Here is a 25245-nt window from a genome sequence, read left to right on the forward strand (position 1 = left end):
TACGTTCTACGTCTTCGCGATCCGCACCCCATCCGTCCCGATCGCGCCGAACGTGCCGGCGATGATCTCCGCCGTCGGCTGCATGCCGCCGAGCGACCAATGTGAGGGCTCCTGCTCCTCGATCCTGACCCAGACGTTGCGGCGGAATTCCGGGTTGCCCTGCCCTTCAACCTCGACCAGGAGGTCGGTGACGCGCTCGAGCAGTGCCTTCTTCTGCGCGACATCCAGGATGCCGCGGACGGTGGAAATGGTGACGTAAGGCATGTCTCTCTCCGATATGTCGTGTGACGATGGTTGAGAGATTGAACCGGGCCTGCCGGAGACGGCAGTGGCGGATAAGACAGAGATCGGGCAATTTCCGCCATGGCGCCCGCGCGCCGATCGGGTAGGATTGCCGCGTCCTGTCTGGAGGTCCCATGAAGCTCGCAATACTGGCGCTGGAAGGCTGCATGCATTCGGCGATCTCAGGCGTCGCCGACATCCTGTCGCTCGCCAACCACGTGATGCAGCAGAGCGGCGCCAACCCCGGCTTCGCCTGGCAGACGCTTTCGCTCGACGGCAAGGCCGTGCGGTCCGGCGGCAGCCAGATGGTCGCGGTCGACGGCGCCATTGGCAGACGAGGTCGCTTTGACGCGATCCTCGTCCCCGGCAACCTTGTCGATCACGTCACGGCCGAACGCCTGCAGCCGCAATATGCCCGGGCCGGCGCCTGGCTGCGGCAGCAGCACGCGAACGGACGGCTGATCGGCGCGTTCTGCAGTGGCGTGTTCCTGCTGGCCGGCGCCGGTCTGCTCGACAACCGCCGCGCCACCATCACCTGGTGGCTGCAAAGCGAGCTGCGGCAGCGTCATCCCGCCATCGACCTCGCCCCGGACGCCGTCATCACCACCGCCGACCGCATCGTCTGCGCGGCCGGACCGATGTCGTGGGTCGATCTCCTGCTCAGGCTGATCGAGATGGTCGACGGCAAGGAGATCGCAAAACTATGCGCGGACTACGTCGTCATCGACACCGCGCAGCGCACCCAGTCGATCTTCATGCCCGTCGGCTATTTGCTGACGCAGGACCCGATGCTGACCCAGGCCGACCTGCTGGTGCGACGCTCCGGAAAACGTCCGATGACGGTGAAGCGGCTCGCCGATGCGCTCGGCCTCAGCGAGCGCACGCTGAACCGGAAGTTTCAGGAACTCACCCGCGAGCCGCCGCAGGCCTTCATCATGCGTCGGCGCGTCGAGCACGCCCGCACGTTGCTGGAGACGACGATGCAGCCGGTCAAGACCATCGCGAGATCGGCCGGCTACGAGGACGAGAGCAGCTTTCGCAAGGCGTTCCGCAAGCTCACCCTGATGTCGCCGCAGGCCTATCGCGCGCGACGGATGGAGCGGGCGGCGTAGCAGTCCGGAACGCCGCTCTCCCGTTCCCCGCGGCGTCACTTGTCCGGAAAGTTCACCCGATCTCCGTCGCCACCAGCGCCCATTCACCAGCGCAATGACGGTGTGGCGCGGGCGTGCCTGCCTTCTTCCAGCGCGTCCGCCTACGCCGCCGCCTTCTGCCGCGCAACCATCGCTTCGCCAAAAGCCTCGAACAGCTTTCGGTTGATCGGATTGTGCTGCGGGTCGTATTCGGCGTGCCATTGCACCCCGAGCGCAAAGGCCTTGGCTTCCGCGATGCGGATCGCCTCGATGGTGCCGTCCTCGGCAATACCCTCGATCAGCACGCGCTTGCCGGGATCGAGGATGCCTTGGCCGTGCAGCGAATTCACCCGGATCTTGTCACAGCCGAGCAATTCTGCGAACGCGCCACCCGGCGTCAGATCGACGTCGTGACGATCGGCGAACACCACTGTCGGGTCAGGATGGATCTCACCGTTCTCGAGCCTCGGCATGCGATGGTTCATGCGGCCCGGGATTTCGCGGATCTCGGGATGCAGCGAGCCGCCGAAGGCGACGTTCATCTCCTGGAGGCCCCGGCAGATGCCGAACAGCGGGATACCGCGGGCAACGCACGCGACCGAGAGCGCCAGCGCCACCTCGTCGCGGTGGATGTCGTAGGGCTCGTGCCGCTCACACGGGTCGACGTTGAAGCGAGTCGGGTGCACGTTGGCCCGCGCGCCTGTGAGCACGATGCCATCGACGGTATCGAGCAGCGCGCCGATATCGGTGATGTCGGGCGAGCCCGCGAACATCACCGGCAGGCCGCCGGAAACCTCGGCCACGGCGCGCAGATTACGCTCGCCGACCATCTGGACCTGAAATCGATTTTCAACGCGATGGGCGTTCCCGATCACGCCGACGACCGGCTTTCTCATCTCCCGTTCAGACCTCTCCCGTAAGAAGATTCTCCAAACATGCCCCTGGGAGGGAACAAATTCAACAGAAGGGTACGCGGGACGGCAATGCTATTTTCGCGCAAATGCCTCCCGGGCCTCGAGCGCACCGCCGAGGAGCAGGCCGGCGGCCTTCAGCGCGGTCGCCGCCGCGTCGCCCGGCGCAGCCAGCCAGGGCAGTTTCGTCTCGATTCCGCGCGTCACGGACTCCCCGAGCACGCCACCGAAATCAATCGGCCAGAGCCCGTTGGGCACCATTTCGGCGGTAAGGCCACGGAGTGCATAGCCGTCGCCCAGGACCGCCTCCGCATGGTCGCCGGCGACAAGGCGCGCGGTCGCAGGGTCGAGGGGATCGCCAAAGCTCACGAGCACGGGCATTAGGTCCCCCTGCACCGCGACGACGCCGGTCTGCCGGTTGAGCTCGTTGAACGAGACGCGGTTGCCACGCGCAGCGCCATATGCGCGGAGCGCGACATAGTTGATGTCGTCGAGATCGAGCTTCGCGCCCTGCTGATGCGCGAGCAATGCCACCACATTCTTTCCCCGGCCGAGGTCGACGAACACAGCCTCGCCGCGCATCGTGGTGCGGCCGCCCCGGGTATAGCCGCGATCGGGCACGACGGACAGAATGCCCGAGCCGGTCTTGATCCCGTCAGGCGTCGACACCTCGACCGCGAGCCGATATTTGTGACCGGGCCGGTTGATCCGGATCTGGTCGCCGATCACGAGCACGGCGAGAAGGCCGAGCAGACCGGCCCACTTGCTGATGAAACTCAAGCGCCCTCACCTGTTCTTTCCTCATCGCTCTGCACCGTTCACGCGGCAGCGTCAAACCAGCGCGTTGACGCGGTCTTGATCCGGATCGCGTTTGTCGAAAGAGTGCGGTGCGCACCGCGCTGAAAAGGACCCGATGTGACCATTCCCGCAGATGAACGGCGCCGGACCCGCGGCGATCTGGCCTGGGCGATCTCGGTCGGGGGCATTGGCATCGTGCTGTTCACGGCAATGCTGGTCTTCACCTGGTATTTTGCCGCTACCCTGCTCCTGATCTTCACCGGAATGCTGCTCGGCGTTGGCCTGAACGCGCTGACCAACGCGCTTGGCCGCCGCGTGCACTTGCCCCACGCGGTGCGGCTCGCCATCGTCTGTGCCGCGCTGGCGGTGATGCTCGCAGGTGTTGCCTATCTCGGCGGCGCCACCATTGCCGAGCAGGCCTCGCTGCTGAGCAAGACGATCAAGTCGCAGATCACCAACGTCCGATCCTTCCTCGAAAACCATGGCATCGACACCAGCTTCTTCGATCTCGGCAATGCCGCACCCACCGCCAGCGATGCGGCGCCGGCACCCGCGCCGAACTCGGGCTCGCACGGCGGATTGCCGGGCGCGGGTGCGCTGGCTTCGAGCGGCGGCGCGATCGTGAGCCAGACCTTCAAGCTGCTGCTCGGCACCATCAGCGCGGTCGGCAACATCTTCATCGTGCTGTTCCTGGGGCTCGCCTTCGCCGCCCAGCCCAGCGTCTATCACGACGGCCTGTTATTTCTCGCGCCGGCGAGACATCGTACTCGCGTAGCCCAGATCATCGACCGAATCGGCGAGACGCTGGAGCGCTGGCTGATCGCGCAGATCGTCGTGATGCTTGCGGTCGGCGTGGTGACCTGGATCGGTCTCGCCGTCATCGGCATTCCAGGCTCGTTCATCCTGGGGATTCAGGCGGGCCTGCTCGCCTTCATCCCGACCGTCGGCGCCATCATAGCCGGCGTCGTGGTCGTGCTGGCGAGCCTCGCCTCGGGATGGATACCGGCGCTGTCGGCCTTTCTCCTCTTCATGGGCGTGCACGCGATGGAGAGCTATGTGCTGACGCCGATCCTTCAGCGGCAGGCACTGGACATTCCGCCGGCCACGCTGTTCGCGTTCCAAATCCTGCTCGGCGTCGTGTTCGGAATCTGGGGCCTGGCGCTGGCGCTGCCACTGGTCGCCATCGCCAAGGTCATGATCGACCACTTCAAGACGTATGAAGCGCCGCCTCTGGCTGAGGCGGCCTGAGCCGCCTCAGGTGGTGAGCACGGTCTCGGTGTGCTCGACCTCAGGGGGTGCCGCAAAATACTGGCCGACGAGGCCGCGCCATTCGGCGAAATTCTCGGAGCCGCGAAAATCGACGGTATGGTTCTCGAGCGTCTCCCACTTCACCATCAGACGATAGCGCTGCGGCTTCTCGATCGACTTGTGCAGCTCGAAACCGTGAAAACCCTTGGAGCGACCGAAAGCGGCCTTTGCCTTGGTGACGGCGGCCTCAAAGTCCTTCTCGCTGCCCGGCTTGACGTCGATTTGCGCGATCTCGGTGATCATCTGTTTCCACCCATTTTTGTCCGATGGGCGTGTCTACCGCAGCCCGCGCCAAAGAAAAAGGCGCCGAAACGGCGCCCTGCCCGGTCCAAAAATGCAGATCACTCAGGCGAGCAGCAGAACGGTGCCCGCCACCGTCAGCGCACAACCGGCGAACAGCGCCAGCGGCCAGTAATTGCGGCCTTGTGTGTAACGCCCCTGGGCGCGGCGCTCGGTGATCAGCGCGCTCTCGTATTCGTCAGCGGTCGAGAACAGGCAGGCGAAGCCGCCGCGTGCCGAGACCGCCGCGGCTTCGAGCGATATCAGGGCGGCTTGCGGGTTCTGTCGATGGATCGATTCCATGTCCGCAATGGTAGGGATCGAATGGTAAACAGGGGATTACCGCGAGGCCTCCCTTACCTAGGCGGTCGCCGGCCGCGCTTTGGATTGCGCGTTGGGCACGCCGATCCGCGCGGCGCTCTGGCGGCGCCAATTCTCCAGCGACAGTGGCAGCTCCTCCGCCGCCTCGACGCGATTACGGCCGCCGCGCTTGGCCTGGTAGAGCGCGGTGTCGGCCGAGGCCAGCAGCACTTCGAGCTCGGTGCCGGCCGGACCGCCCGCCACGCCGATACTGACGGTGGTGTCGACCGGGCCCTCGTCGACGACGACGCCGGAGGTCTCGAAGGCCTCGCGCACGCGCTCGGCGACCAGCACGCCTTCCTCGAGCGAACACGGCAGGAGGGCTGCGAACTCCTCGCCGCCGATGCGACCCGACATGTCGCTGATGCGCAGATTGCTGACGACGACGGTCGAGAACAGTTTCAGCATCTCGTCGCCGGCGGGATGGCCGAAGCGGTCGTTGATCGACTTGAAATGATCGATGTCGAAGATCATCACGGTCACGGGGCGGCCGGCCTTGGCTTCGCGCTCGATCACGCGTCCGCAGGCTTCCGAGAAGCCGCGGCGGTTGAGCATGCCGGTCAGCGGATCGGTGGACGCGGCGGTCCGGTGCGCGGTGACCGTGCGCTCGGATACCAGCATGAAGATCACGAACACGGTGCCGACGGCATAGAGCACGAGCTCGACCGCGAACACGGTGACCCAGATGCTGGTGGAGAAGCCGGCATCGTTCGGGCGCAGGAAACTGCCGAGCAGGATCGGCAGCATCAAGACGCAGCCGTGCATCACCGGCACCACAACGGCCGGCCAGCGCCGTTGCAGGCTCTTGCGCCGCTCGACCCAGAGCTCGCTCGCGGTCAGCGCCGCATAGACCGAGACGATGCCGGCGCCGATGATCATGCGCAGCATGGACGCGGTGGGATCGAGCAGCGTGGCGGCAGCGGCCCAGGCGAGCGCGCCGACCAGGAGACCCGGCCAGTTCGGCTTGCGACCATGGAAGACACGCGCCGCATTCCACACCATGCCGCAGGCGACGAAGCCGACCGCGTTCAGCGCAAGGTAAAGATGCGGCCCCAGTCTGTCACCGGCCGCCGTCCAGAGCGCGACCGATGCGGCGCCGAGGAGATACGCGGTGCCCCACCATTTCAGCGCGGCGCTGTTCTCCTGCCTTCCGAAAAACACCATCATGGCGCCGAGCAGTGCGGCGACCATGGTGGCAACCAAATAGAGCGTGATGCTATCGAGCGACATCATGTCGGCCCCCTTCTAGACATAGCAGTTACGCGATCGGCTCAGCCGATTTGCGCGCCCTTCCAAATGCGACGCTATGTCCGGCGGGTTCCATTCAGGTTTTCATGCGAGCCCAAGTTTTCAGGAAACACGCCATCAATTTGCATACAAACGAACAGCAAAAAGGGCGCTGAAATCAGCGCCCTTTTGCATCTCATTGAAGCCGCTTTCGCGGCGAATGCGACCGAAGCGATTAACGCTTCGAGAACTGGAAGGACCGGCGGGCCTTGGCCTTGCCGTACTTCTTGCGCTCGACCACGCGGGAGTCGCGGGTGAGAAAGCCACCCTTCTTGAGCACGGTGCGCAGCTCCGGCTCGAAATAGGTCAGCGCCTTGGAGATGCCGTGACGGACGGCACCGGCCTGGCCGGACAGACCGCCGCCGGCGACGGTGCAGATCACGTCATACTGGCCGGAACGCGCGGCCACGGAGAACGGCTGCTCGATCATCATGCGCAGCACGGGACGGGCGAAATAGACCTCGACCTCGCGCGAGTTGACCGTGACCTTGCCGGCGCCCGGCTTGATCCAGACGCGGGCGACCGCGTCCTTGCGCTTGCCGGTTGCGTAGGCGCGGTTGAACTTGTCGACCTTCTTCTCGTGCTTGGGCGCGTCGGGCGCGGCCGCCGTCTTGAGCTGCGAGAGCTGGTCGAGCGACTGGATGGATTCGGCCATGTTATGCGGCCCTCGTGTTCTTGCGGTTCAACTTGGCGATGTCGATCTTCTCGGGCGTCTGGGCCTCGTGCGGATGATCGGCGCCGCCATAGACGCGGAGGTTGCCCATCTGGACGCGACCGAGCGGACCACGCGGGATCATGCGCTCGACGGCCTTCTCGAGCACGCGCTCGGGATGCTTGCCCTCGAGGATCTGGCGCGCGGTGCGCTCCTTGACGTGGCCGACGTAACCGGTGTGCTTGTAATAGGTCTTCTGCTCGCGCTTGCGGCCGGTGAGAACCGCATACTGCGCGTTGATGATGATGATGTTGTCGCCGCAATCAACGTGCGGGGTGTAGGTCGTCAGGTGCTTGCCGCGCAGGCGCATGGCGACGATGGTGGCGAGACGGCCGACGACCAGACCCTTGGCGTCGATCAATACCCACTTCTTCGTCACCTCAGCCGGCTTTGCCGAAAAGGTTTTCATGTCAGAGTTTCCGTGGACGGGGAGCATCGGCGCGAACACCGCACCGGACTGGGCGGTTTTCTAGAGAACAGCGGCGCCGCGGTCAATGCCCAAAGGCGGAATTTACATGTTAAATATCAATGGTTTAGAATTATGGTATTCAGATACCCGCAAAAAGCTCAAACGTTTGGAATGGAATAGGTCGAGGTGACATGCGCAATCGGATCGGGCGAGGTACCGGACAACAGCTTCACCTCGCCGACTGCGAGGCGCTTGCCGAGCCTGAGCAGCCGCGCCTCCGCCAGCACGTCCTGCCCGGGTTGCCCCTTGCGCAGGAAGTTGATGTTGAGATTGGTGGTCACGGCGAGCCCGATCGGCCCGATCGCGGACAACAGCACTACGTACATCGCGAAATCGGCGAGCGCCATCAGGGTCGGGCCGGACACGGTTCCGCCCGGCCGCAGCATCTTTTCGCTATAGCGCTGACGCAAAAGGCAGGCCTGACCGTCCGCGCTCTCGATCGTGATGTCGTCGCCGCTGAAGGCCTGGGGAAACTCGTTGCGGAGGAACTGCTCGAGCTCCGCCACGCTCATTTTCGCTAACGCCATGCTACCCCTCACCCTCGCTTCACGTCCCCTGTTACATTAAGTTATCTGCGTCATCCAATCGCAATAATCCAACCGGAAACGCTTTGATGTCCGCCCAGGCCGCCCGCGCCCCCTCCCCGCAACCGCCGATCCTGCTGCGCGAGACCATAGGCCCCATCGCGGTCCTGACCCTCAACCGCCCGGCTGCCCGCAACAGCCTGTCGGAGACGATGATCGCAAGCCTGCATGCCGAGCTCAACGAAATCCGCGACGACAAGGCCGTCCGCGGTGTCGTGATCGCGGCCAACGGTCCCGCCTTCTCCGCCGGCCACGACATGAAGGAGCTGACCGCGCGCCGCACCGACCCGGATCGCGGCCGGGCCTTCTTCGCCGAGATGATGACCGCCTGCAGCGCGATGATGCAGGCAATCGTGCTCCTGCCCAAGCCCGTGGTCGCATCCGTCCAGGGCATCGCGACCGCCGCGGGCTGCCAGCTCGTGGCAAGCTGCGATCTCGCGATCGCCTCCGAAACAGCGAGCTTCGCCACTCCCGGCGTCGACATCGGCCTGTTCTGCTCGACGCCGATGGTGGCGCTATCGCGCAACGTGCCGCGCAAGCAGGCGATGGAGATGCTACTGACGGGCGAGCCGATTCCGGCCGCACGTGCCCGCGAGATCGGGCTCGTCAATCGTGTCGTCGCCGCCGGCACCGAGCGCGACGCCGCCATTGCGCTCGCCGAAAAGGTTGCGCTGAAATCCGCCTATACCGTCAAGCTCGGCAAGGAGGCGTTCTACCGCCAGGCCGAGATGAGCCTTGCAGACGCCTATCGCTATGCGGCAGAGGTGATGACCGAGAACATGATGGCGCGCGACGCCGAGGAAGGCATCGGCGCTTTCATCGAGAAGCGCACGCCGACATGGCGGGACGAGTAATTCGTCATTGCGAGCGAAGCGAAGCAATCCAGAATCCCTCCTCGGAGACAGACTGGATTGCTTCGTCGCTTCGCTCCTCGCAATGACAGCAAGAAGATGAGCCCGAAAAGATGAGCCAATGAACCACGACGCCTATCCCGACAATTACATCCGGGGCATCCTCAACAACGTGAAAACGATCGCGATGGTCGGCGCCTCGCCCGTCAACGTGCGGCCGAGCTATTTCGCGTTCAAATATTTGGCCCAGCGCGGCTACGACATGATTCCGGTCAATCCAGGCCATGTCGGCAAGGAGCTGCTCGGAAAACCCTTCGTCGCCTCGCTGTCCGACATCGGCCGTCCCGTCGACATGATCGACATTTTCCGCAACTCCAGTCACATCATGCCGGTGGTCGAGGAAGCCCTCACGCTCGATCCGCTGCCGATGGTGATCTGGATGCAGTTGGGAGCGCGCGACGATGCGGCGGCGCTGAAGGCGGAATCGGTTGGTATCAAGGTGGTGATGAACCGCTGCCCCAAAATCGAATATGGCCGTCTGTCGTCGGAAATCTCCTGGATGGGCGTCAATTCGCGCACGCTGAGCTCCAAACGCGCCCCGGTGCCGACGCAGGGCATGCGACTATCCCTCAATAGGATGAGTGTCGGCGGCGGCGACACCGCGGCATCGGACCGCGCCGCCAAGAACAAGAGCGAGCAAAGCTGACGCAATTGCGAAGGTTTCATTTCGCGAACGCGACAATGCGTAGCACGATCGTTCTGATGTGAAGCCGCGCCTTGACGGCAACCGCGGCGCCAATCAGCATGCCGCGCGATTTCAGACCACGAGAACAGGACGCCCTCAATGAGCGATCGCCTTCCGGGATTTTCGACCCTCGCCGTGCATGCCGGTGCACAGCCCGATCCCACCACCGGTGCGCGCGCGACTCCGATCTATCAAACGACGTCGTTCGTCTTCAACGACGCCGACCATGCCGCCTCCCTGTTCGGCCTGCAGGCGTTCGGCAACATCTATACCCGCATCGGCAATCCCACCAATGCGGTGCTGGAAGAGCGCGTCGCGGCCCTCGAAGGCGGCACGGCCGCGCTTGCGGTGGCCTCGGGCCATGCCGCGCAGGTCGTGGTGCTGCAGCAATTGCTCCAGCCCGGCGACGAGTTCATCGCGGCGCGAAAGCTCTACGGCGGCTCGATCAACCAGTTCACGCACGCATTCAAGAGCTTCGGCTGGAACGTGGTGTGGGCCGATCCCGACGACATCGCGAGCTTCGAGCGCGCGGTCACGCCGCGCACGAAAGCGATCTTCATCGAGTCCATCGCCAATCCCGCCGGCAGCATCACCGACATCGAGGCGATCTCGACGGTGGCGCGCAAGGCGGGCGTACCGCTGATCGTCGACAACACGCTGGCCTCGCCCTATCTGATCCGCCCCATCGATCACGGCGCGGACATCGTCGTGCACTCGCTGACCAAGTTTCTCGGCGGCCACGGCAATTCGATCGGCGGCATCATCGTCGATGCCGGCACCTTCGACTGGTCGACCGGCGGCAAATATCCGATGCTGTCGGAGCCGCGGCCCGAATATCACGGCATCCGGCTCCAGGAGACGTTTGGCAATTTCGCCTTCGCGATCGCCTGCCGCGTGCTCGGCCTGCGCGACCTCGGCCCCGCGCTGTCGCCGTTCAACGCCTTCATGATCCTCACCGGCATTGAGACATTGCCGCTGCGCATGCAGAAGCACTGCGACAATGCGAAAGCGGTCGCCGAATTCCTCGCCGGCCATCCGGCGGTCGCCGCGGTGAACTATGCGGGCCTTGCAAGCGACAAGTACAACCAGCTCGCGCGCAAATACGCGCCGAAGGGTGCCGGCGCCGTGTTCACCTTCAGCCTTAAGGGCGGCTACGATGCCGGCGTGAGTCTGGTGTCGAAGTTGCAGCTGTTCTCGCATCTGGCCAATGTCGGCGACACCCGCTCGCTGGTCATCCATCCGGCCTCGACCACGCACAGCCAGCTCGACGACGCCGCCAAGGTCAAGTCCGGCGCCGGCCCCGACGTGGTGCGGCTCTCGATCGGCATCGAGGACAAGGAAGATTTGATCGCCGATCTGGAACAGGCGCTGAGCGCGTAGCTTCTCCGGTCATTCCGGGGCGCGCGACAGCGCGAACCCGGAATCTCGACGTCGCATCATAAGCTCTAGATTCCGGGTTCGGTGCTTCGCACCGCCCCGGATTGACGGCGGCTTTTTGGCCGCCGTCAGTTAACAGTCATTAACCATATCTGCCGCATACATCGTCACTGGATCGCCCCTTTGATTCGGAGCCAACGATGCTGCGCTGGATAGTGCCTGCCCTTGCGGCAATGCTGACGGTCTCAGCTGCGTTTGCCGCCGATCTGCCGGCCACGCCGAGGCGGCGGGCCGCCGTTCCGCCACAGGAGCCGCCGCAGGTCTATGTCGAGACCGATCCGGATGCGCTGATCTCGCCGGCTTACGGCATCGGCAGTTACATCCGCAACCTGCCGGGTACGCCACTGCTGCCGGGCTCCCATACGCTGCCGGGCTATTACGGCCGCCCTTGGGACTACGATTACCAGGGCTCGTATTACGGCGGGAAGCAGGTCGATTATTTCTGGCGCCTGCCCTACTCGTGCGGCATCTATGGCTATTGCTGAGGAGCAGACCCGATCAACCGGCCTGACCGACGGGAACCGCGCGCGGCTGCGCTTCGGTTGTGCCACGCGTCGCGAGCCGCTCAGTCTGCATCACCGCAAGCATCAGCACCACGATCGCGACCGCCTGATGCGCGAGCGCGAGATCAATCGGCACCTGGTTGAGCAGCGTAAGGATGCCGAGCAATGCTTGCAGGCTCACCCCGGCCAACAGCAAAAGCGCCCCACTTGCCGCGGACCCCGCGCGTGAACGCACCGCATCGAACGCGTGCAACGCTGCCAGCGCGAACAGCGCATAGGCCGTCATGCGGTGCTCGAACTGCACCGTCAGCACATTGTCGAACATGTTGCGCCACCACGGCGTCTCGAACCACAATCGCTCCCCTGAGGGAATGAACGCGCCGTCGATCTGCGGCCAGGTGTTGTAGGCGCGGCCGGCACGCAGGCCGGCAACCAGCGCACCGAAATAGATCTGGATAAAGGTCACGACGAGGAGCAAGGCGCTCGTGAAGCGCAACCGCGACGATGCTGCGATCTGCGGACGCCCGGCGAGCCGCCGCACCGTCCAGACGATGCCGGCGAAGATCACGAGCGCGAGCACAAGATGCGTCGCCAGCCGATATTGCGACACCTCGACGCGTTCAGACAGTCCTGAGGCCACCATCCACCAGCCGACCGCGCCCTGGAGCCCGCCGAGCCCGAACAACAGCCACAACCGCCGCTTCAACTCACCGGACAGGCCGCCGCGCCACAGGAAGAACAGGAACGGCAAAAGATAAGCGATGCCGATGAAACGGCCGAGCAGCCGGTGGCTCCATTCCCACCAGAAGATCTCCTTGAACTCGGACAGGCTCATGCCCGCGTTGAGCTCGCGATATTGCGGGATCGTCTTGTAGGCCTCGAAGGCCGCCGTCCACTGCGCTTCCGAGAGTGGCGGAACGCTGCCCGTGACCGGCTTCCATTCGACGATCGAGAGCCCGGATTCCGTCAGCCGCGTCGCGCCGCCGACCAGCACCATCAGCGCGATCAGCGCAGCCACTGCGATCAGCCACCAGCGCACGGCGCGATGCGGCTCGGACGGGGTGGAAATCGTCGTCATTCGAGGCAAAAACCAGAGCTTGAACCGGCAAGGCTTGAACCAAACTGCGTGCCCCTTATAGTCCCCCGCTCCCGCAGCGCAAGTTACGCGAAAGCCGCGATATTCCGTCATGACGATCCGCACCCGCAAGTTCCTCGGCACCATCCTGCTCCTGGTGCTCGCCACCGTCTGGGCCCTGCTCGGCATGGCGCTGGCGCAGATGCCGTGGATCGCCGAGTCCGGCTGGCGGCAGGCAATCTATTACGTGGTGGTCGGCATGGGCTGGGTGCTGCCGGCGATGCCGATCGTGAGCTGGATGCAGCGGCCCGACCGGGCCAAATCGAGTTCGTAGCGCTTCCAGTTCGTAGCGCTGCTAGCTCGCGGCAGTGCCGGTCGGCTTCACCGGCGCAAAAGCAACCCCCGACACCAGCACCCGCATGACGCGCAGCGAGCGCACCCGGCCATCCCAGGAAATGCGCGGCAACGCGCGCAGATTGGTGCGTCCCTTCGCGTCCACCACGCCCGGGATCGTCGTCACCGCGCTGGCGAAGCCGGCCTCCTCCGCCATGAGGACATGGCTGCGCCGGAACGAGGCGCGATCGCCGAACGGAAAGGCGAGATGGCGGATATCGCGATCGAAGGCCGCTTCCGCCACCGCCTTGCCCATCGTCATCTCGCGCAGCGCCGCCGCATCCTTCATGTTGGCGAGCACGGGATAGTTCACAGTCGCACTGCCGATCGTCACCAGCGGATCGGCCGCAAGCCTCGCCAGATCCTCCCAATTCATCGATGCCTCGCGCGAGAGCGCGGCAAGGTCCACCCGGTAGCGCGTGCAGAGGTCTGCGATCGCAGCCGACACATCGGCCGGCGGCAGCGAGCGCAGCCAGGCCTCGACGAACGAAAACAGCGCCTGCTTCCCGGCGTTATCAGTAACCGTGAAGCGCTGTTCCTTCTCGCCCATCATCAGGCTGACACGGCTCTCGCGCGCGATCACCTGTTCGAGTCCGAGCCACCACGCCTCACCGACGCCATCGGGAAACGCCGTGGGCACATAGATCGTGAAGGGCACGGCATGGCGCGCCAGCACCGGATAGACAAAGTCGATCAGATCCTTGCCGGCGCCGTCGAAGGTGAGTGCCACGAAGCGCCTTTGTTCCGACAGCGTCACCGCGCGCCGGCAGACCTCGTCCATGCCGAGAAAATCATACTTCCACCGCTTCAGCGCCCGAATGGCGCGATCGAGGAAATGCGGCGTGATCTCGTTCTCGCGCAACGGCTGAAACCCGCCGCGCCGCCGCGGCCGCACATGCGCAAAGCGCAGGATGGCGCCGGCGCCGCGACTGCGCAGCGCAGCCTGGCCTGTGAACCAGGTCAGCTCAAGGCGCAGCCGTTCCAGCCATCTGTCGTCGGATGCCAATATCCCACCTCGCGCCCGTCGGCGGCCGTTCGCCCCCTATAGTCATTACCCTTTGTTGACATTTCTTTGCAAAGGTCGGCCACCGGCCGAATTACGCATATTTTTGATTTCTCGACAGGTTTCGCGAATGACCATGGCTGCGGCGATGCAAAGCCGGACGGCAGAATTGCCAGCGCGGTCGAAAGCGGGCCGCATCGCGCATGTCGATATCGTGACCGATCTCGGCGCGGCCGAGGCCGTCTGGCGCGCCTTCGAGCAGCCCGGTCACCTCTTTACGCCCTATCAGCGATTTGATCTGCTCAGTCCCTGGCAGCGCCTGGTCGGCGAGCACGAACGCGCCCGCCCTTTCATCGTCGTTGCCCGCGACGCCGAGCATCAGCCGCTCCTGCTGCTGCCACTCTCGCTGCGCCAAAACCACGGCGTGCGCACGGCCTGCTTCATGGGCGGCAAGCATACGACCTTCAACATGGGCCTGTGGAACGCCGAATTTGCAGCGCAGGTCGTCATCGGTGATCTCGACGCGCTGTTTGCGCCGCTCGGCGAGCATGCCGACGTGCTCGCGCTGACCCAGCAGCCGCTGCAGTGGAACGACCAGCAGAACCCGTTCGCGCATTTGCCGCGCCAGAGCGCGATCAACGGCTGCCCGCTGCTCACGATGGAACCGGGCGGCCCGCCGGCATCGCGGATCAGCAACTCCTTCCGTCGCCGCCTCAAGAGCAAGGAGAAGAAGCTGCAGGCGCTCGCCGGCTATCGCTATCATTTGGCGACCACCGACGCGGACATCACCCGCCTGCTCGACTGGTTCTTCCGCGTCAAGCCGGCGCGGATGGCCGAACAGAAGCTTCCCAACGTCTTCGCCGAGCCCGGCGTGGAGCAATTCGTCCGCAGCGCCTGCCTTGCGCCACGCGGTGACGGCCGCGTCATCGACATCCATGCGCTCGAATGCGACGACGAGGTAATCGCGATTTTCGCCGGCGTCGCCGACGGCCAGCGCTTCTCGATGATGTTCAACACCTACACGATGTCCGAGCGCGCCCGCTACAGCCCCGGGCTGATCCTGATGCGCTACATCATCGACCGCTGCGCCGAGCGCGGCTACCGATCGCTCGACCTCGGCATCGGCTCGGACGAGTACAAGCGGATGTTCTGCAAGGACGACCAGGACATCTTCGATAGCTTTGTTCCGCTAACGTCACGCGGAAAACTCGCGGCGATGGCGATGTCCTCGCTGAGCCACGGCAAGCGGCTGGTGAAACAGAACCAGATGTTGTTCGACCTGGCGCAGCGGCTGCGGCGAGCGTTCGGGTAATCCGCGTTAGCCTACGCCGCCACGACGCGCGGCGCGTCCCTCGCATCCGACGGCTGCACGGACCTTTTCAGCATCGTCACTTTGCTGAAGCCGACGGCGCTGAGCTGCTCGCACATCAGCGCGCGCGCATCCGGCGTCATCGAGGCGTCGGGCACCACGACGGCGCGGGCATTCGCCGTCAGGAGCTCGGCCGGAAGATCGGAGGCACTGCCGGCATCGAGCAACACGTGGTCGTAGGCGCGCAGCAGCGCGTCGATCGCGAGCGTCACGCGGGGCGACTGCAACAGGCTGCGATCGAAGCCGGGACGGCCGGCCATGACCAGATGCAGCCGCGAGAGCTTGTCCCGGGTGATAATCTGCGCGAACGACGCCTCGCCCTGCATCAGTTCGGCAAGACCGGGGGCCGAGGCATCGACGGACACGGCGGCCATGGCCGGCGAGGACGCGGCGAGATCGACCACGACCACCCGCGCGTCGCGCGCCAGGTGCCGGGCCAATGTCAGCGTCGACAGCGTGATGGCTTCGCCGCTCGCAGTGCCCAGTACCGTGACTTTCTTCGCCATGGTTCCGGCGGCGCGCAGGCTGTGGGCCAGATGCTCGATCTCCGCGAATTCGGAGACATCGGCGTCAGCCGTCATCTCCGGCTGCAGCGGCGCAGGTTCTGCCATGACCGGATCGACGACCGGATCGGCGAAGGGCTCGACGACCACCGGTTGGACGATTTGCTCCTGGCGAGCCGACGTCCGCGTCAGCGCTGGCGCGAACACCGCGACCGCACGGGGTGCAGTCTGGCGCAGCAACTCTCCGGTGACGACGACGCCGGACGAGAGCAGCAGTGTCGCGATCGTCGCGATCAGCACGATCGGCAGCTTCTTCGGATAGGCCGGCGTGTTCGAGACGATGGCGCGCGAGATGATGCGGCCATCGGTCGGCGCGGTGTCGATGGTCTCGCGGGTGTTGGCTTCACGGTACTTCGCGAGATAGGTTTCGAGCAGGTCGCGCTGGGCCTTGGCCTCACGCTCGAGGGCGCGGAGCTGCACGTCCTGGCCGTTGGTGGCCGTCGCCTGCTTCTTGAGCTGCTCGAGGCTCACCGACAATTCCTGGACGCGCCCGCTGGCGGCACGCGCATCGTTTTCGAGCGTGCGGGCAAGCTTGGCGGCCTCGTCGCGGATCTGGGTGTCGAGGTCGGCGAGCTGCGCCTTCAATTCCTTGATGCGCGGATGGTTGCCGAGCAACGTCGACGATTGCTCGGCCAGCTGCGCCCGCAACGCCACGCGCTGCTGCGAAGGCGTGCGCATCGATTCCGAGTTCAAAATTTCCGACGACTCGATCGGTTTGCCGCTCTGGATCATCTCGCGGATCAGGCGCGCTTTCGACTCCGCATCGGCCTTGAGCGCGCGTGCATTGTTGAGCTGGGTGTTGACCTCGCCCATCTGCTGGTTCGACAACGTCGTGTTGTTGGTGCCGACGAACAGGCTCGACTTGGAGCGGAAGTCCTCGGCCTTCGCTTCGGCCTCGGAGACGTTCCGTCGCAACTCGTCGATCCTGCCGGCATACCACTGGCTGGCGTTTCGGGCCTGATCCTGACGCGCATCCTGCTGGAGCACGAGATAGCCGTCGGCGATCGAATTGGCGACGCGCACGGCGAGATCGGGATCGGCAGACTGGAATTCGATCACGATCACGCGCGACTTGTCGACGGCGTAGGCCTGGAGGCGCTCGTAATAGGCGTCGAGCACGCGCTCTTCCGGCGTCATCGAGAACGGATCGCGGCCGATGCCGACCAGCGCCGCAAGCGACTTCAGCGGCGAAATGCCTTGCAGCACCGGGTCGAACTCGGGCCGCTCCGCAAGCTTGTTCTTCTTGATGATCTCGCGCGCGAGATCGCGCGACAGCACGAGCTGCACCTGGCTGGTGACGGCTTCGGCATCGAGCGCTTGCCGCTCCTCGGCGCGGTCGCTGTTGGGGCGCAGAAACACGTTCTCGCGGCCGTCGATCAGGATGCGGGATTCAGACTTGTAGCGCGGCGTGATGAGATTGACGATCGCGACGGATGCGACGAGCGCCAGCACCGTCGGCACGATGATCCAGCCGCGCTTGCGCGCCAATGCCGCGCCGAGCGCGTGCAGGTCGATATCGCCGGACTCAACTGGCGCCGGCCTCGGAGCGACGGGCGCAGGCTTCGCTTCAATCCGGGGCTCGAGCTCGGCCCGCTTGGCTGCGGCCTTCGCGACAGCCCGCTCGACCACCGCCTTGTCCTTGCCGGCACGCCAGAACGCTAAACGCATCGAACACTCCCGCAGGCGCAACGCCACGAACCTACCTCAACCGGGGCGATTACACTCCATTAAGGTTGCCGCTGGGTTAATCGCGGCGTGCGGCAACTCGCGCGTGCACGTCCGTCACCGTTTGTTAACCACGAGGGCTCTTAATCCGTCTCGATATTTCGTGAGATTGTTCGAGCATTCGCCGTCGAGCGCTGGTTTTGATCATGCCCCCCTCTCCCGACCAGCCGCTTCGCATCCTGCACGCCGTGCGCGCTCCGGTCGGCGGCATCTTCCGCCACATCCTCGACGTCGCCAACGGCCAGGTCGATCGTGGCCATCACGTCGGCATCCTCGCCGACAGTCTCACCGGCGGTGAGCGTGCCGACAAGGCCCTTGCCGAGCTCGCACCGCGGCTGAAGCTCGGTGTGCACCGGATGGCGATCCGCCGCGAACCGTCGCCTGACGATGTCCTGGTCTGGTTCCGCTTGCGGCGCCTGATCGCCACGCTCAAGCCCGACGTCATGCATGGCCACGGCGCCAAGGCCGGCGCTTTCATCCGCATGCGGCGGCGATCCGACGATACCATCCGCATCTACACCCCGCATGGCGGCTCGTTGCATTATCCCCTCAACACCTTCAAGGGCGAGTTTTACGCGCGGCTCGAACGTACGCTGATGGACGCGACCGACCTGTTCCTGTTCGAGAGCGCGTTTGCCCGCGACACCTATCAGCGCATCGTCGGCAAGCCGAAGGGCGTAGTGCATTGCGTCTTCAACGGCGTGACGCCGGAGGAATTCGAACCTGTCGTCATGGCCGACGACGCCACCGACCTCGCTTACGTCGGTGAGTTCAGGCACATCAAGGGCGCCGATCTGCTGGTCGAAGCGGTGGCGCGCCTGCACGAGGGAGGCAAGAAGGTCACACTGACGCTCGGCGGCGACGGCGAGGAGACCGCGGCCCTGAAAGCGCAGGTCGAGAGGCTGGGCCTCTCCAGTGCCATCCGCTTCATCGGTCACGTCAAGGCGCGCTGCGGCTTCTCCAAGGGGCGGCTGCTGGTCGTTCCCTCGCGTGGCGATTCCATGCCCTATGTCGTGATCGAGGCCGGTGCCGCCGGCATTCCGATGATTGCGGCCAAGATCGGCGGCATTCCCGAGATTTTCGGTGCGGAGAACCCGGCGCTGTTTGCGCCGAGCAACGCGGAAGCCATGGCAGAGGCGATTGCGGCCGCGCTCGACAATCCGCTGGGAACAGCGCAGCGCGCCTCGTCCCTTCGCGAGCGAATCTCCGCGCAATTCTCCCAGCAGGCGATGGTCGACGGAGTGCTCGCGGGCTATCGCGACGCATTTGCCAATCATTAACCATCCTTAAGACCGCTTTAGAGAATCTTCCGATTTGTCCGATAATCCGAGACCCAGGGGATGCTCGCCCGGGGCGCAAGGATGCGCCCCGCGGGTTTTTGGAATGGACGTGGACGCCCGTGGAACCGCTCAACGCACGCTCGATGCTCGATGCCGCGACCAGCGCTGCGGCGAAGCCGGCTGACCGGCCCTTTGTGGAGCGCCGCCAGCGGCTCTCGCCCGCCGCGCTCGACGTCGTCAACCAGAAGGTCGCTCGCGCCTATTCGCCGATCGTGATCACCGGCTTCGTACGCCTCGCCGATTTCGCGCTGCTGAGCCTCGTCGGCATCGTCCTCTATCTCGGCTATGTCATGCCGCACGCCGGCTCCTTCAGCTGGATCTATCCCGCGCAGATCATCGCCGTCGCGGTTTCCGCCGTGGTCTGCTTCCAGGCCGCCGACATCTATCAGGTGCAGCTGTTCCGCGGTCAGCTCCGGCAGATGACGCGGATGATCTCGTCCTGGTCGTTCGTCTTCCTGCTGTTCATCGGCATCTCCTTCTTCGCCAAGTTCGGCAGCGAAATATCGCGGCTGTGGCTTGCGGCCTTCTACGTCCTCGGGCTCGCCGCGCTCCTCTGCGAGCGTCTGGTGCTGCGCTCGCTGGTGCGCGCCTGGGGGCGCGAGGGCCGGCTCGACCGCCGCACCATCATCGTCGGCTCCGACCGCAACGGCGAGCAATTGGTCGAGGCGCTGGAGGAGCAGGAGGATTCCGACATCCACGTGCTCGGCGTGTTCGACGACCGCAACGACAGCCGCGCGCTCGACACCTGTGCCGGCGCGCGCAAGCTCGGCAAGGTCGACGACATCGTCGAGTTCGCCCGCCGCACCCGCGTCGATCTCGTGCTGTTCGCGCTGCCGATCTCCGCCGAGACGCGTATCCTGGAGATGCTGAAGAAGCTCTGGGTGCTGCCGGTGGATATCCGCCTCTCCGCACACACCAACAAGCTGCGCTTCCGCCCCCGCTCCTATTCCTATATCGGCGAGGTGCCGACGCTGGACGTGTTCGAGGCGCCGATCACCGACTGGGACCTGGTGATGAAATGGCTGTTCGACCGCGTCGTCGGCGCCCTCGCGCTGCTCGTGGCCTTGCCGATGATGGGATTGGTGGCGCTGGCCGTGAAGCTCGACAGCCCCGGCCCCGTGCTGTTCCGCCAAAAGCGCTTCGGCTTCAACAACGAGCGCATCGACGTCTACAAGTTCCGCTCGATGTACCATCATCAGGCTGATCCGACGGCCTCGAAGGTCGTGACCAAGAACGACTCGCGCGTCACCCGCGTCGGCCGCTTCATCCGCAAGACCAGCCTCGACGAGCTGCCGCAGCTCTTCAACGTGGTCTTCTCCGGCGACCTCTCTCTGGTAGGCCCGCGTCCGCATGCGGTGCAGGGCAAGCTGCAGAGCCGCCTGTTCGACGAAGCCGTCGACGGCTATTTCGCCCGCCACCGGGTCAAGCCCGGCATCACCGGCTGGGCCCAGATCAACGGCTGGCGCGGCGAGATCGACAATGAAGAAAAGATCCAGAAACGCGTCGAGTTCGACCTCTATTACATCGAAAACTGGTCGGTGCTGTTCGATCTCGTCATTCTGCTGAAGACGCCGATCTCGCTGCTGACCAAGAACGAGAACGCGTATTGAGTTGTGGATCCTCCGTCATGCCCTGCGAAAGCGGGGCATCCAGTACTCCGCGGCGCCAGTCGATTCCGCACTAGACGCCGCGGAGTACTGGATCGCCCGGTCAAGCCGGGCGATGACAGCGGGATTTGTGGGCGTACCAGTTGCGTAAACGTATGAGCGTGTGATGGCGTATGCGGCAACAGCCGGGGAGATGAATGCAGCGGTTCGCGCTGCGCCCGGCGTGCTGGCCCTCCAGCGCGCGCTGGTATGGCTGGTCGGCGCCTCCGGCGCGATCGTCTTCATCGAGCCGAGCCCCTACGAGATCGTGACGTTGCTAGCCACCGTCACCTTCTTCGCCACCGGCCTGCGTCTACGGCTCGCCCTGATGCCGCTGGTGCTGATGCTGATCCTGCTCAATATCGGCTACACGATCAGCGCGATCCCGCTGTTCGAACAGTCCGAAGTGGTCAGCTGGATTGCGACCTCCTGGTACATGGCGGTGACGGTGGTGTTCTTCGCCATGGTCACGTCGGAGGACACCGCGGCCCGGCTCGACATGCTGCGCCGCGGGCTCGTGGTCGGCGCGATGGTCGCCTCGTTATTGGCAGTCGCCGGCTACTTCCACCTGGTTCCCGGCGGCGACGACCTCCTCACACTGTACGGGCGCGCGCGCGGCACCTTCAAGGATCCGAACGTGCTCGGCGCCTTCATGATCCTGCCGGCACTGTTCTCGCTGCAGAGCGTGGTTTCCGACAAGGCCGGCAAGGCCTTCCGCAACGTCATCGCCTTCGGCATCATGTCACTGGCGATCCTGCTCGCGTTCTCCCGCGCCGCCTGGGGCGGGCTGGTGCTGACATCCGCCTTCATGCTGGCGCTGATGGTGCTGACCAGCCGCACCAACGCGCAGCGCTCGCGCATCATCGTCATGGCGATCCTGGCCGCGGTGCTGGGCCTCGCGCTGATCGCGGTGTTGATGTCCTTCGATTCCACCGCCGAGATGTTCAAGCAGCGCGCCAGCTTCGACCAGAGCTATGACGAAGGCCGCTTCGGCCGTTTCGGCCGGCACATCCTTGGTGCGGAGATGGCGCTCGACCTGCCGTTCGGCATCGGCCCTCTGCAATTCCACCGCTTCTTCCCCGAGGACACCCACAATTCCTATCTCAACGCCTTCATGTCGGGCGGCTGGCTGTCCGGCATCTGCTATCCCGCGCTGGTCTTCACGACCGTCATCATGGGTGTCAGGCACATCTTCGTGCCGGTGCCCTGGCAGCGCGCTTATCTCGCGGTGTTCTCCGCCTTCGTCGGCACCGTCGGCGAAAGCTTCGTGATCGACACCGACCACTGGCGGCATTTCTGGATGATGCTGGGCGCGATGTGGGGCATGATCGCGGCTGCGCAGATCTACAAGGCTAGGGCTCGCGACGAAGCTTCTTCAGCTTGAGAGTGGGACGCTTTTCCGGCGGCGTATCGAGCAGACCCTTCAGCGCCGCGGTTGCCGCGAGCACACCCTTGTAGCCCTCGGTCGCGAAACGCAGCAGCAGGCGTAGTTCCTCGTCGGAATAGGTATTGAACACCTTCTCCATTGCCCGTTGCATCGGCACGTAGAACTGGCCGATCTTCATGGCTGCTTCCGGCACGACGGCAATGAAAACCTTGCGCCGGTCGTTTTCATCCCGCTCGCGGCGCACCAGGCCTGCCTTTTCGAGCCGGTCGACCACGCCGGTGATGGCGCCCGTCGTCAGGCCCGTGACCTCGGCGAGCCGGCCGGCGGTGACGCGTCCCTCGAGATAGAGGATGTCCATGCATTCGAGGTCGGAATTGGCAATTCCGGCAACGTTCGCAACGGTCTGGCCGTAGAGCACGCCCTGCGCAGACGACCTGCGCATCGCCTCCTCGAGCTCCCGCAGCAGCGCAGCGCGCGCCTTCGTCCTTGACAAGGTAGACCCCGTATCTTAGTCGATATATATCTTAGTCACTAAGAGATTTAGCGACCGTAATTCTCCTAGCACCACGGAAACGTCGGGAGCAAGCCATGTCCTATCGTCCTCGCAAGGCCCTGATCATCGGCGCCGGCATCGCCGGCCCCGTCGCGGCGGTCCTGCTGCGCCGCGCCGGCATCGAGTCCGCGATCTACGAGGCCTGGCCCTATTCGAAAGGCATCGGCGGCGGCCTTCAGATCGCGCCGAACGGCATGCAGATCATGGACGAGATCGGCCTTTCGAATGAGCTGATCAGCCGCGGCTCGATCGCGGAATCGTTCGACTTCTATTCGCAAGGCGGAGAGCGGCTCGGCTCGATCAACCGCGACATGGCGCGGCGCTACGGCCAGCCCGCGGTCAATGTCTGCCGCGCCACGCTGAACGAGATGCTGATCGACAAGGCCTGGTGCGCATGCGTTTCACTCTATTTCGAGAAGCGCCTGATCAAGATCGAAGATCGCGGCGACCAGCCGATCATCGCCTACTTCGCCGACGGCACCACGGCCGAAGGCGACTTCCTGATCGGCGCCGACGGCGTGCACTCGGTGACGCGCCGCCAGGTGGTGCCGGACGGGCCGCAGCCGTTCGACACCGGACTGATCGGCTTCGGCGGCTTCGTGTCGCATGCCGTCCTCGATGGCAGGCCGATTGGCCGGCACGTCGAGACCACGTTTGGACAGAGCGGCTTCTTCGGCTACGGCTATTGCAGCCCCGATCCGGACGACGGCGTGATGTGGTGGAGCACGCAGCCGGCGCACGGCATGGACGCGGCGATGTTTCGCGCGCTCGACCATGCAACGCTGAAGCAGCACCTGCGCGGCTTCCACCGCAGCTGGCACGATCCAATCCCTGGCATCATCGAGGCAGCCGAGAACATCGTGGTCACCGACACGCTCGACGTCGCCACCCTGCCGACCTGGTCGCGCAAGCGCTCGCTGCTGATCGGCGATGCCGCCCATGCGACCAGCCCCCATGCCGGCCAGGGCGCCTCGCTCGCGCTGGAGGATGCGATGCGCCTCGCCCGGTTGATGCAGCAAGGCCAGGAGCTCGGCGCCACCTTCCAGGCCTTCGAGGCCGAACGGCGCCCGCGCACGGAAAAGATCGTCGCCATGGCCCGCCGCAACGGCAACAGCAAGCGCGAGTTCAGCGCCACCGGCGCGTGGATCCGCAATCAGATGATGAAATGGCTGCTGCCGCTGGGCGCGAAGGGCATGGATTTCATGTACGCGTACGACGCGCGGGCGGTGTAGTGGCACGGTGCAGTAGGGTGGGCAAAGGCGCAACGCGCGGTGCCCACCATCTCCCCGCAATCGCGAGAGACGTGGTGGGCACGCTTCGCTCTGCCCACCCTACGGAAGCTACGTCTGGGCCTCCACCGCGAACGTCAGCCCCGCGTTCTCGACCAGCCGCTTGATCAGCTTGTGCTGCATCGCCGCGCCCGGGGTCCAGAAGCCGGCTGCGACGTCGGTCGTGTCACGCAGCATGCAGATGGCGCATTCGGAGATCATCTTCGAGGTCGAGCCGTAGCCGGGATCGCGGTCACCGGTGACGCCGGCGCGTACCATGCGGCCATCGGGTGCGATCGCGATATAGAGCAGATCGAAGAGACCGTTTTCGCGCTCTTCCTTCGACGGGCCCTCGCCCGGCTTCGGTGCGTCGGGGCCGGTCTTGCCCGCATTGGCAGCCATCACGAGCTTGGCGGTGGCCTCGCCCTTCTCGCCGGGACCGGTCAGGACCATCTCGTCGTAGACGAAGTCCTGGCCGTAGGGGAATCCCATCAGCATGTTGGAGCGGTGAACGTTGCGCGTGTTGATCAGCGCCATCATGAACGGCGCCCCCCAGGATTGCAGATCCTCCTCGAAAGCTGCCCTGTTGCCTTTCGGCTGCTTCGGGCCGCTGAAGCCGGGCGTCAGCGCAAAATGATCGTTGAGAATGGCGACAAGGCTGAGATCCTTCGCCACGGCATCGAAGGTCGCCTTCGCGCTCGCGGCGGTGCCGCCCGAGAGCGTGCCGCGCATGTCGCGCACGCGGCCCTTCACGCGCGGGGCCGGCGCGCCGAAGACACGTTTGGCCTCTTTCTGGACGAAGAACGTACCGAGCTCGAACGGCACGGAATCGTAGCCGCACGAAAACACGATCCGCGCGCCGCTCTCTTTTGCGGCCGCCTCGTACTTGTCGATCATCTGGCGCATCCAGATCGGCTCGCCGCAGAGATCGAAATAGTCCGTGCCCGTGACCACGCAGGCCGCGAGCAGTTCCTCACCATAGAGCTGATACGGGCCCACTGTGGTGATCACCGACATCGTCTGCTCCGCCATCGCCTTCAGCGAAGCCGCATCCGACGCATCCGCGACAATCAGCGCCGTATTCCCGGGCGCGCCGATCGCATCGCGGACCGATTTCAGCTTGCCGAGGCTGCGGCCTGCCATCGCCCATTTGAGCGAATGGTCGCTCTTGTAATGCTGGGTCAGGTATTCGGCGACGAGCTGGCCGGTAAAACCGGTCGCGCCATAGACGACGATGTCGAATTTCGCAGAGCTCATGGTCGGCCTT

26 protein-coding genes are annotated in these 25245 nt (G+C 64.8%); 12 read left to right on the forward strand and 14 right to left on the reverse strand.

The window, feature by feature from the left end:
- Window positions 1–6: 6 nt before the first annotated feature.
- Window positions 7–264: a tautomerase family protein gene (locus GWG67_RS21875; RefSeq protein ID WP_275171336.1), complete on the reverse strand. Its 258-nt coding sequence runs from the start codon at window positions 262–264 to the stop codon at window positions 7–9.
- Between the two features lie 152 nt (window positions 265–416).
- Between GWG67_RS21875 and GWG67_RS21880 the strand changes: the two genes are divergently transcribed.
- Window positions 417–1394 carry a GlxA family transcriptional regulator gene (locus tag GWG67_RS21880; RefSeq protein ID WP_275171337.1) on the forward strand — a complete coding sequence of 326 codons (978 nt, stop codon included), beginning with the start codon at window positions 417–419 and terminating at the stop codon, window positions 1392–1394.
- Between the two features lie 140 nt (window positions 1395–1534).
- Here the strand turns inward: GWG67_RS21880 and GWG67_RS21885 are convergent, their stop codons facing one another.
- Window positions 1535–2308, reverse strand: coding sequence for a gamma-glutamyl-gamma-aminobutyrate hydrolase family protein (locus GWG67_RS21885; protein WP_275171338.1), 774 nt, complete (start codon window positions 2306–2308; stop codon window positions 1535–1537).
- 90 nt (window positions 2309–2398) lie between these two features.
- Complete coding sequence (locus GWG67_RS21890) at window positions 2399–3103, reverse strand: hypothetical protein (RefSeq protein WP_275171339.1); 705 nt, start codon at window positions 3101–3103, stop codon at window positions 2399–2401.
- A 135-nt stretch (window positions 3104–3238) separates the two neighbouring features.
- Between GWG67_RS21890 and GWG67_RS21895 the strand changes: the two genes are divergently transcribed.
- Window positions 3239–4369 carry an AI-2E family transporter gene (locus tag GWG67_RS21895; protein WP_275171340.1) on the forward strand — a complete coding sequence of 377 codons (1131 nt, stop codon included), beginning with the start codon at window positions 3239–3241 and terminating at the stop codon, window positions 4367–4369.
- A 6-nt stretch (window positions 4370–4375) separates the two neighbouring features.
- Here GWG67_RS21895 and GWG67_RS21900 read toward each other — a convergent pair whose 3' ends face one another.
- The 6 genes from GWG67_RS21900 to GWG67_RS21925 all read right to left on the reverse strand — a co-directional run bounded on the left by GWG67_RS21900 (window position 4376) and on the right by GWG67_RS21925 (window position 8063).
- Complete coding sequence (locus GWG67_RS21900; RefSeq protein ID WP_275171341.1) at window positions 4376–4672, reverse strand: antibiotic biosynthesis monooxygenase; 297 nt, start codon at window positions 4670–4672, stop codon at window positions 4376–4378.
- A gap of 102 nt (window positions 4673–4774) precedes the next feature.
- Complete coding sequence (locus GWG67_RS21905) at window positions 4775–5011, reverse strand: hypothetical protein (protein ID WP_275171342.1); 237 nt, start codon at window positions 5009–5011, stop codon at window positions 4775–4777.
- A gap of 57 nt (window positions 5012–5068) precedes the next feature.
- Window positions 5069–6301 (reverse strand): diguanylate cyclase, encoded by a 1233-nt coding sequence (locus tag GWG67_RS21910; protein ID WP_275171343.1) that lies wholly within the window; start codon window positions 6299–6301, stop codon window positions 5069–5071.
- 229 nt (window positions 6302–6530) lie between these two features.
- On the reverse strand, window positions 6531–7010 hold the full coding sequence (gene rpsI, locus GWG67_RS21915; RefSeq protein ID WP_007611021.1) for a 30S ribosomal protein S9: 480 nt from the start codon (window positions 7008–7010) through the stop codon (window positions 6531–6533).
- A 1-nt stretch (window position 7011) separates the two neighbouring features.
- Entirely contained in the window at window positions 7012–7476 is a 465-nt protein-coding gene (gene rplM, locus GWG67_RS21920; RefSeq protein WP_275171344.1) for a 50S ribosomal protein L13, read from the reverse strand.
- A 158-nt stretch (window positions 7477–7634) separates the two neighbouring features.
- Window positions 7635–8063 (reverse strand): PaaI family thioesterase, encoded by a 429-nt coding sequence (locus tag GWG67_RS21925; protein WP_275171345.1) that lies wholly within the window; start codon window positions 8061–8063, stop codon window positions 7635–7637.
- 86 nt (window positions 8064–8149) lie between these two features.
- On the opposite strand from GWG67_RS21925, the gene GWG67_RS21930 reads away from it, so the two are divergent.
- The 4 genes from GWG67_RS21930 to GWG67_RS21945 all read left to right on the forward strand — a co-directional run bounded on the left by GWG67_RS21930 (window position 8150) and on the right by GWG67_RS21945 (window position 11638).
- On the forward strand, window positions 8150–8974 hold the full coding sequence (locus GWG67_RS21930) for an enoyl-CoA hydratase (protein WP_275171346.1): 825 nt from the start codon (window positions 8150–8152) through the stop codon (window positions 8972–8974).
- Between the two features lie 118 nt (window positions 8975–9092).
- On the forward strand, window positions 9093–9677 hold the full coding sequence (locus GWG67_RS21935) for a CoA-binding protein (protein ID WP_275171347.1): 585 nt from the start codon (window positions 9093–9095) through the stop codon (window positions 9675–9677).
- A 138-nt stretch (window positions 9678–9815) separates the two neighbouring features.
- On the forward strand, window positions 9816–11096 hold the full coding sequence (locus tag GWG67_RS21940; protein WP_275171348.1) for an O-acetylhomoserine aminocarboxypropyltransferase: 1281 nt from the start codon (window positions 9816–9818) through the stop codon (window positions 11094–11096).
- A gap of 197 nt (window positions 11097–11293) precedes the next feature.
- The gene (locus GWG67_RS21945) at window positions 11294–11638 is read left to right on the forward strand and encodes a hypothetical protein (RefSeq protein WP_275171349.1); all 345 of its coding nucleotides are present in this window, start codon (window positions 11294–11296) and stop codon (window positions 11636–11638) included.
- 13 nt (window positions 11639–11651) lie between these two features.
- Here GWG67_RS21945 and GWG67_RS21950 read toward each other — a convergent pair whose 3' ends face one another.
- Window positions 11652–12734 (reverse strand): COX15/CtaA family protein, encoded by a 1083-nt coding sequence (locus tag GWG67_RS21950; protein WP_275171350.1) that lies wholly within the window; start codon window positions 12732–12734, stop codon window positions 11652–11654.
- A 109-nt stretch (window positions 12735–12843) separates the two neighbouring features.
- On the opposite strand from GWG67_RS21950, the gene GWG67_RS21955 reads away from it, so the two are divergent.
- Window positions 12844–13065 (forward strand): DUF2842 domain-containing protein, encoded by a 222-nt coding sequence (locus GWG67_RS21955; RefSeq protein ID WP_007603477.1) that lies wholly within the window; start codon window positions 12844–12846, stop codon window positions 13063–13065.
- 21 nt (window positions 13066–13086) lie between these two features.
- Here GWG67_RS21955 and GWG67_RS21960 read toward each other — a convergent pair whose 3' ends face one another.
- A complete protein-coding gene (locus GWG67_RS21960) occupies window positions 13087–14130 on the reverse strand; it encodes a polysaccharide deacetylase family protein (protein ID WP_275171351.1) in 1044 nt (347 codons plus the stop codon).
- A 127-nt stretch (window positions 14131–14257) separates the two neighbouring features.
- Here GWG67_RS21960 and GWG67_RS21965 point away from each other — a divergent pair, with 127 nt between their 5' ends.
- Window positions 14258–15439 carry a GNAT family N-acetyltransferase gene (locus tag GWG67_RS21965; protein WP_275171352.1) on the forward strand — a complete coding sequence of 394 codons (1182 nt, stop codon included), beginning with the start codon at window positions 14258–14260 and terminating at the stop codon, window positions 15437–15439.
- Between the two features lie 11 nt (window positions 15440–15450).
- Here the strand turns inward: GWG67_RS21965 and GWG67_RS21970 are convergent, their stop codons facing one another.
- Window positions 15451–17727 (reverse strand): exopolysaccharide transport family protein, encoded by a 2277-nt coding sequence (locus tag GWG67_RS21970; RefSeq protein WP_275171353.1) that lies wholly within the window; start codon window positions 17725–17727, stop codon window positions 15451–15453.
- Between the two features lie 203 nt (window positions 17728–17930).
- On the opposite strand from GWG67_RS21970, the gene GWG67_RS21975 reads away from it, so the two are divergent.
- The 3 genes from GWG67_RS21975 to GWG67_RS21985 all read left to right on the forward strand — a co-directional run bounded on the left by GWG67_RS21975 (window position 17931) and on the right by GWG67_RS21985 (window position 22154).
- Entirely contained in the window at window positions 17931–19064 is a 1134-nt protein-coding gene (locus tag GWG67_RS21975) for a glycosyltransferase family 4 protein (RefSeq protein WP_275171354.1), read from the forward strand.
- 119 nt (window positions 19065–19183) lie between these two features.
- Window positions 19184–20734, forward strand: a complete 1551-nt coding sequence (locus GWG67_RS21980) for an undecaprenyl-phosphate glucose phosphotransferase (protein WP_275171355.1) — start codon at window positions 19184–19186, stop codon at window positions 20732–20734.
- 163 nt (window positions 20735–20897) lie between these two features.
- Complete coding sequence (locus tag GWG67_RS21985; protein ID WP_275171356.1) at window positions 20898–22154, forward strand: O-antigen ligase; 1257 nt, start codon at window positions 20898–20900, stop codon at window positions 22152–22154.
- On the opposite strand, the gene GWG67_RS21990 is transcribed toward GWG67_RS21985, so the two are convergent.
- Window positions 22123–22599: a MarR family transcriptional regulator gene (locus tag GWG67_RS21990; protein ID WP_275171395.1), complete on the reverse strand. Its 477-nt coding sequence runs from the start codon at window positions 22597–22599 to the stop codon at window positions 22123–22125. The two genes, GWG67_RS21985 and GWG67_RS21990, sit on opposite strands and share 32 nt — an antisense overlap.
- Before the next feature lie 146 nt (window positions 22600–22745).
- On the opposite strand from GWG67_RS21990, the gene GWG67_RS21995 reads away from it, so the two are divergent.
- Window positions 22746–23942, forward strand: coding sequence for an NAD(P)/FAD-dependent oxidoreductase (locus GWG67_RS21995; protein WP_275171357.1), 1197 nt, complete (start codon window positions 22746–22748; stop codon window positions 23940–23942).
- A gap of 108 nt (window positions 23943–24050) precedes the next feature.
- On the opposite strand, the gene GWG67_RS22000 is transcribed toward GWG67_RS21995, so the two are convergent.
- Entirely contained in the window at window positions 24051–25235 is a 1185-nt protein-coding gene (locus GWG67_RS22000) for a trans-acting enoyl reductase family protein (RefSeq protein ID WP_275171358.1), read from the reverse strand.
- Window positions 25236–25245 lie beyond the last annotated feature (10 nt).

It is taken from the genome of Bradyrhizobium sp. CSS354, from assembly GCF_029051725.1.
Taxonomy (GTDB): domain Bacteria; phylum Pseudomonadota; class Alphaproteobacteria; order Rhizobiales; family Xanthobacteraceae; genus Bradyrhizobium.